This window comes from Streptomyces sp. NPDC057623, assembly GCF_042800355.1.
Lineage (GTDB): Bacteria > Actinomycetota > Actinomycetes > Streptomycetales > Streptomycetaceae > Streptomyces.
Map to the genome: position 1 here is coordinate 1 of NZ_JBHVGZ010000157.1, position 4,742 is coordinate 4,742.

Consider the following 4,742-nt stretch of genomic DNA (forward strand, 5'->3'; position numbering starts at 1 on the left):
CACGTTCTTCGAACCTCAAGCCGTCCCCCAAGCCGCCTGAAACATCACCAATCAACCGACCCGCCCCTTGACGAAAGAGATAGGGGCACCCCCCACGCGTCAGTCGCTGCGGGCCGGGGAGTGCGCGCGCGAACTCGGGGTGAGGCCGGCGGGCCAGGTGCGCATCGTGCGCAGTGGTGACAGGACGGTCGGGAGAACACTCAAGGTCATCCCGGCCGCACCGATCCACAGCGTGCCCGCCGCCCCGAACGCGGAGCCCGCGGCGCCACCGAGGAGCCCGCCCAGCGGAATTCCGCCCCAGGACACGAAGCGGGCCGTCGCGCTCACCCGGCCCAGCAGCCGATCCGGTGTGAGCGCCTGCTGGAAACTCGACTGAGCCACGACACGGACGACTCCCCCCAGGGACAGAGCCGACAGTCCGAGCGCTGCCACGGCAACGTTCCACCCCGGCTGCGTCAGCGGCATCAGAACGGTCAGCGGACACGTGAACAGTGGCGCGAGCCAGATGACGCGGCCCTGGCCGATCCACGTCGAGAGCCTGGTCGCCAGGAGTGCGCCCAGCAGGGCACCACCCCCCATTCCCGACAGCACGAGGCCGATACCGAAGGGTGCGAGACCCGCGTCCCGCTCCAGGAAGACCAGCAACATGGTCTGGTACATGATCAGAAAGAGGTTGAACAGCGCGTCTCCCAGCAGGATCGCGCGCAGGGCGGGCTGCTCGCGGACGAACCCCAGTCCCTCTTTGACGTCCCGCACCAGCCGAGGGCGTTCCCTCGGCTCCGGCTCCGGCTCCTGCTCCTGCTCCGGCTTCGGTTCGCGCTCGCGGATACCGACGGCGAGCAGCCCCGACAAGGCCATTCCCGCCGAACTCACCAGCAGCGTCGCGGGGGCTCCGACACAGCCGACCAGGGGTCCCGCCACCCCCGGTCCGCTGATGCTGGTCACCGAGCGGATCGCGGAGAGCTTCGAGTTTCCCTCCAGGAGATGGTCGCGCCCCACCAACAGCGGCAGACAGCTGACGTACGCGACATCGAAGAACACGGTCAGCACTCCGTGAAACAGGGCGACCGCGTAGAGCCACTCCATGGTGAGAAGGCCCGCCCACCACGCCACCGGGACCGTCAGCAGCGCCAGTGCTCTCGCGAGATCAGTGCTGATCATCACCGATCGCTTGCGCATACGGTCCACCCACGCGCCCGCCGGCAGCCCGACCAGGAGCGAGCCCGCGGTGGTCGTCGCGGTCAGCAGTCCGACCTGGAACTCGTCGGCACGCAAGGCGGCGATGGCCACCAGGGGAAACGCCAGGAACATGACGCGGTCGCCCAGCTGCCCCAGTGCGGTGGCGGCGAAGAGGCGCGCGAAGTCCCGGTCGCGCAGGAGTCCGAGGCGGGAGGTTCTGGGCATGCGTGTCACACCTGCTGTCGGATACCGGGGGTCGGGAAGGTCTGTGCCGGATGCGGGGCTCAGGGGCCAGGGTCTATGGAGGGTCGACGGCGAACTCGTAGGCCACTTCGCGGCGCATGTCCGGGATGACGATGTCGGCGGTTTCCACCGGACGCCCGTCGGTGTCGTAGATGGTCCGCTCGATCTGGAGCACCAGATCCCCGAAGCTGATCCCCAGGAGGTTCGCCTGGGCCCGGGTGGCGCGGGCCGGGCGCGGCAGCTCGATCACCGTCGCGACGACCACGCCGAGGGACCGCATGCGCCGGACCACCCCCTTGCCCGCGAGGGGGCCCGACTCGGGGAGTACGACCGGTGTTCCGCCCGTGAGGCCCATCGGCTCCCAGGACACGGAGAGCTGGACGGGCTGTCCCTCGGTGAGGAACTCGTAGTGCGTGGTGACGCAGGGGTCGCCAGGGCTGATGGCGAGCCGCTCCGCGATAGCCTCGGGGGCCGGGACGCGCACCTGACTGTGTGCGTCCCAGGCGTCGGCCTTCCCCCGTTCCTTCGAACCGACCAGGGACGGGGAGCCGCCGAGGCGTTCGCCGCGCCGCGATCGGACCAGCCGCAGACGCTCGCGCGGCATGCGGACGTAGGTGCCCGAGCCGGCGCGCCCTTCGAGGAGGCCGTCGATGATCAGACGGTCCATGGCCCGCTGTACGACGTTGCGTCCGACCCCGAACTCCTCGGCGAGCCGCGCCCGGGACGGCAGCCGCTCCCCGATCCCCCACTCTCCCGCGAGAATCCGCGCACGCAGCACGTCGGCCACTGCGAGGTACGGCGCCTCTCGGGGCATGGGTGACTCTCCGGTGGTCCTGCCGTGCGGCAACGTGTGGTTCCAGGGGGCGTTGGAAAGCTACGGCACCGGTTGAAAGCTACTGGAGTAGCAATACGCGGCCGAGTCAGGCCGGCAGCGGCGCCAGCATCGCGGGGGCGGGGCCGCCGGGGCGGACCGTGATGCCGTACTCCGCCGTCGAGGGGGTGGAGGAGAACGTGGGGGTGTGGACCGGCAGCAGGTGTTCGAGCAGGACGGTCGATTCACGGAGCGCGAACTGCAGACCGAGGCAGGCCCGGGGGCCGATGCCGAAGGGGAAGTAGGCGCCCGGGTGGGCGGGCCTGCCGTCCGGGGCGGTGAAGCGCCGGGGGTCGAAGCGCTCGGGGTCCGGCCACAGTTCGGGATCGCGGTGCGTGAGGTACGGGCAGACGAGGATGTCGGTGCCCGCCTCGACGGAGTGGCCCGCGAGGGTGTCGTCCTCGGCGGCGCGGCGGGGCAGGATCCAGGCGGACGGGTAGAGCCGGAGCGTCTCGTGGACCAGGGCCTGGATCGCCTGGCGGCGTTCGGGCGAACCCTCGCCGCCGGCCGCGAGCGCCTGACCGCGCGCGCCGGGATTCCGGTCGAGGAGCAGATAGAGCCAGGTCAGGGTGGAGGCGGTGGTCTCGTGTCCGGCCGCGAGCAGCGTGACCAGCTCGTCGCGGATCAGCTGGTCGGTGTACTCGGGGCGCTCGGTGGAGGCGTTTGTCAGGACATGCACCAGACCGGGGCCGTCGGGTCCGGCCGTACCGCTGCGGGCGGCTTCGATGGCGCGTCGGGCGACGGCATCGATCCGGGCGAGGTCGGCGGCGACGGCGTCCTGGGCTTCGGTGACGTCGGCGGGCAGGGTCGGAATGGCTGTCGCGACGGCTTCCACGGCGGTCAGTTCACGCTCGGTCTCGTCGTCGAGGGGGTGCCCGGTGAGGGAGCGCCAGATGGCGTCCAGGGCGAATCGGTACATCTCCCGCCCGACGTCGAGCGCCTGCCCGGTGCGGGCGTACCCGTCCCAGCGCTCGGCGGTGGTGCGGGCGGCGGCGGTGATCCGATGCTCGTAGCGGCGCATCCCGGTACCGGTGAACTGGGACTGCAGCAACCGGCGTTGCCGCTTCCACGCCGTACCGGTGGCCGCCATCACCCCGTCGCCGATCAGCAGCCGGGCGCGGTGGGAGCGCTTGACGTAGCGGTCCGGGTGCCGGGCGAGGACGTGCTGGACGGCCGTCGGATCGGTGACCAGGACGGTGCGGGCCGGACCGATCCGGAACGCGGCGACGCCGCCCACCCGCTCGCGCACCTGGGCCAGCAGCTCGACCAGTTCACCTCCCTCCGCATGCCACCGCTTCACGAGTCCCGGCTCGACCTCGGGGACCGGCCGCTCCGTTCCGGGAACGTGCGGGAGGGCGCCGGGGCCGGCTTCGGTGTCCATCTTCTTCTCCTGGTCAGCCGTGGGGCCTGGCCGCAACCAAGCGCTGGTGGCACGGACTGTACGGGAGCGAACACATCGAGTGGCAGTCCACTTCGGCGCGGCTGCTGGGGAGTTGACCAAAGCGCTCCACCAGCGAGCATCGGTCGAGTGCGTTCTCAGACCGGGTAGGCGTGGGTCTGCGTCGCCTTCACCGTCGCCCGGACCTCCGCGCCCGGGTGCAGATCGAGCTCGGCGGCGGCGACCGTGGTCAGGTCGGCGGCGAGGGGGAGTTCGCCACGGCCGGGCCGGCGCCGAGGCGGACGGTGTGGCCCTCGGCCTCGCCCCGGTAGAGGTTCAGGCCGACCAGCTGGGCGATGTAGTCGGTACGGGGATGGGCGGGCGATGTCGGCCGGGCTGCCCTCCCGGACGACCCGGCCGTGCTCGACGACGACCAGGCGGTCGGCCAGGACCATGGCGTCGAGCGGGTCGTGTGTGACGAGTACGGCGACCGCCTCGAACTCGGCGAGATGGCCCCGTAGTTGGGCGCGGACCTCCAGCCGGGTGCGGGCGTCCAGCGCCGCCAGCGGTTCGTCGAGGAGCAGCAGACGCGGGCGGGTGGCCAGGGCGCGGGCGAGGGCGACGCGCTGGGCCTGGCCGCCGGACAGCTTGCGCGGTGCCAACGAAGGTGATCCTCGCGCCGAACTCGCCGAGCGCCCGAGCCCAGGCCAGCCCGGCGCCCGCCGCGATGCCGGGCGCGATCAGGGGCAGCGTGACCCGGCGGAACGCGGTGAAGCGGGACCTGTACGGCGACGGCGAAGGGCGGTCTGCGAGTTGGTCGGAACCGGCGGGCGTCCTGCTCGTCCCGTACCGCCCGTCCGGGGCGTCGCACTCGTCCCCGATCGCCGAGCGGGCGGCCCCCGCCGGTCGGCGTACGGCCCCCGGGGCCGGAGCCCGCCCCCGGCTCAGCTCGGTTCGGCTCTGCTCCGCTCAGGCACGGTCGATGTGCACGTTCGTCGACTTCACCCGGGCGGTGGCCTCCACGCCGACCTCCAGCCCCAACTCCTCCACGGCCTCCCGCGTCAGCAGCGA

4 protein-coding genes and 2 pseudogenes are annotated in these 4,742 nt (G+C 72.0%); all 6 read right to left on the reverse strand.

The features are described 5' to 3' along the window. Positions 1–99: 99 nt before the first annotated feature. A complete protein-coding gene (locus tag ACFU95_RS50695; protein WP_383844647.1) occupies positions 100–1,404 on the reverse strand; it encodes an MFS transporter in 1,305 nt (434 codons plus the stop codon). A 73-nt stretch (positions 1,405–1,477) separates the two neighbouring features. Beyond that, positions 1,478–2,236, reverse strand: coding sequence for a GntR family transcriptional regulator (locus ACFU95_RS50700; protein ID WP_383844650.1), 759 nt, complete (start codon positions 2,234–2,236; stop codon positions 1,478–1,480). 106 nt (positions 2,237–2,342) lie between these two features. Further along, entirely contained in the window at positions 2,343–3,674 is a 1,332-nt protein-coding gene (locus ACFU95_RS50705; RefSeq protein WP_383844653.1) for a cytochrome P450, read from the reverse strand. A gap of 155 nt (positions 3,675–3,829) precedes the next feature. After that, positions 3,830–4,327: pseudogene (locus tag ACFU95_RS50710) on the reverse strand (ATP-binding cassette domain-containing protein); the annotation flags it as partial. A gap of 1 nt (position 4,328) precedes the next feature. Beyond that, positions 4,329–4,535: pseudogene (locus tag ACFU95_RS50715) on the reverse strand (hypothetical protein); the annotation flags it as partial. A gap of 105 nt (positions 4,536–4,640) precedes the next feature. After that, positions 4,641–4,742: TOBE domain-containing protein (locus ACFU95_RS50720; protein ID WP_383844656.1), on the reverse strand; the 102-nt coding region annotated here is incomplete at its 5' end.

Bases quoted from the DNA above. Each gene is read 5' to 3' on its own strand.
- ACFU95_RS50705 (WP_383844653.1), bottom strand. From the start codon at position 3,674: ATGGACACCGAAGCCGGCCCCGGCGCCCTCCCGCACGTTCCCGGAACG.
- ACFU95_RS50695 (WP_383844647.1), bottom strand. From the start codon at position 1,404: ATGCCCAGAACCTCCCGCCTCGGACTCCTGCGCGACCGGGACTTCGCG.
- ACFU95_RS50700 (WP_383844650.1), bottom strand. From the start codon at position 2,236: ATGCCCCGAGAGGCGCCGTACCTCGCAGTGGCCGACGTGCTGCGTGCG.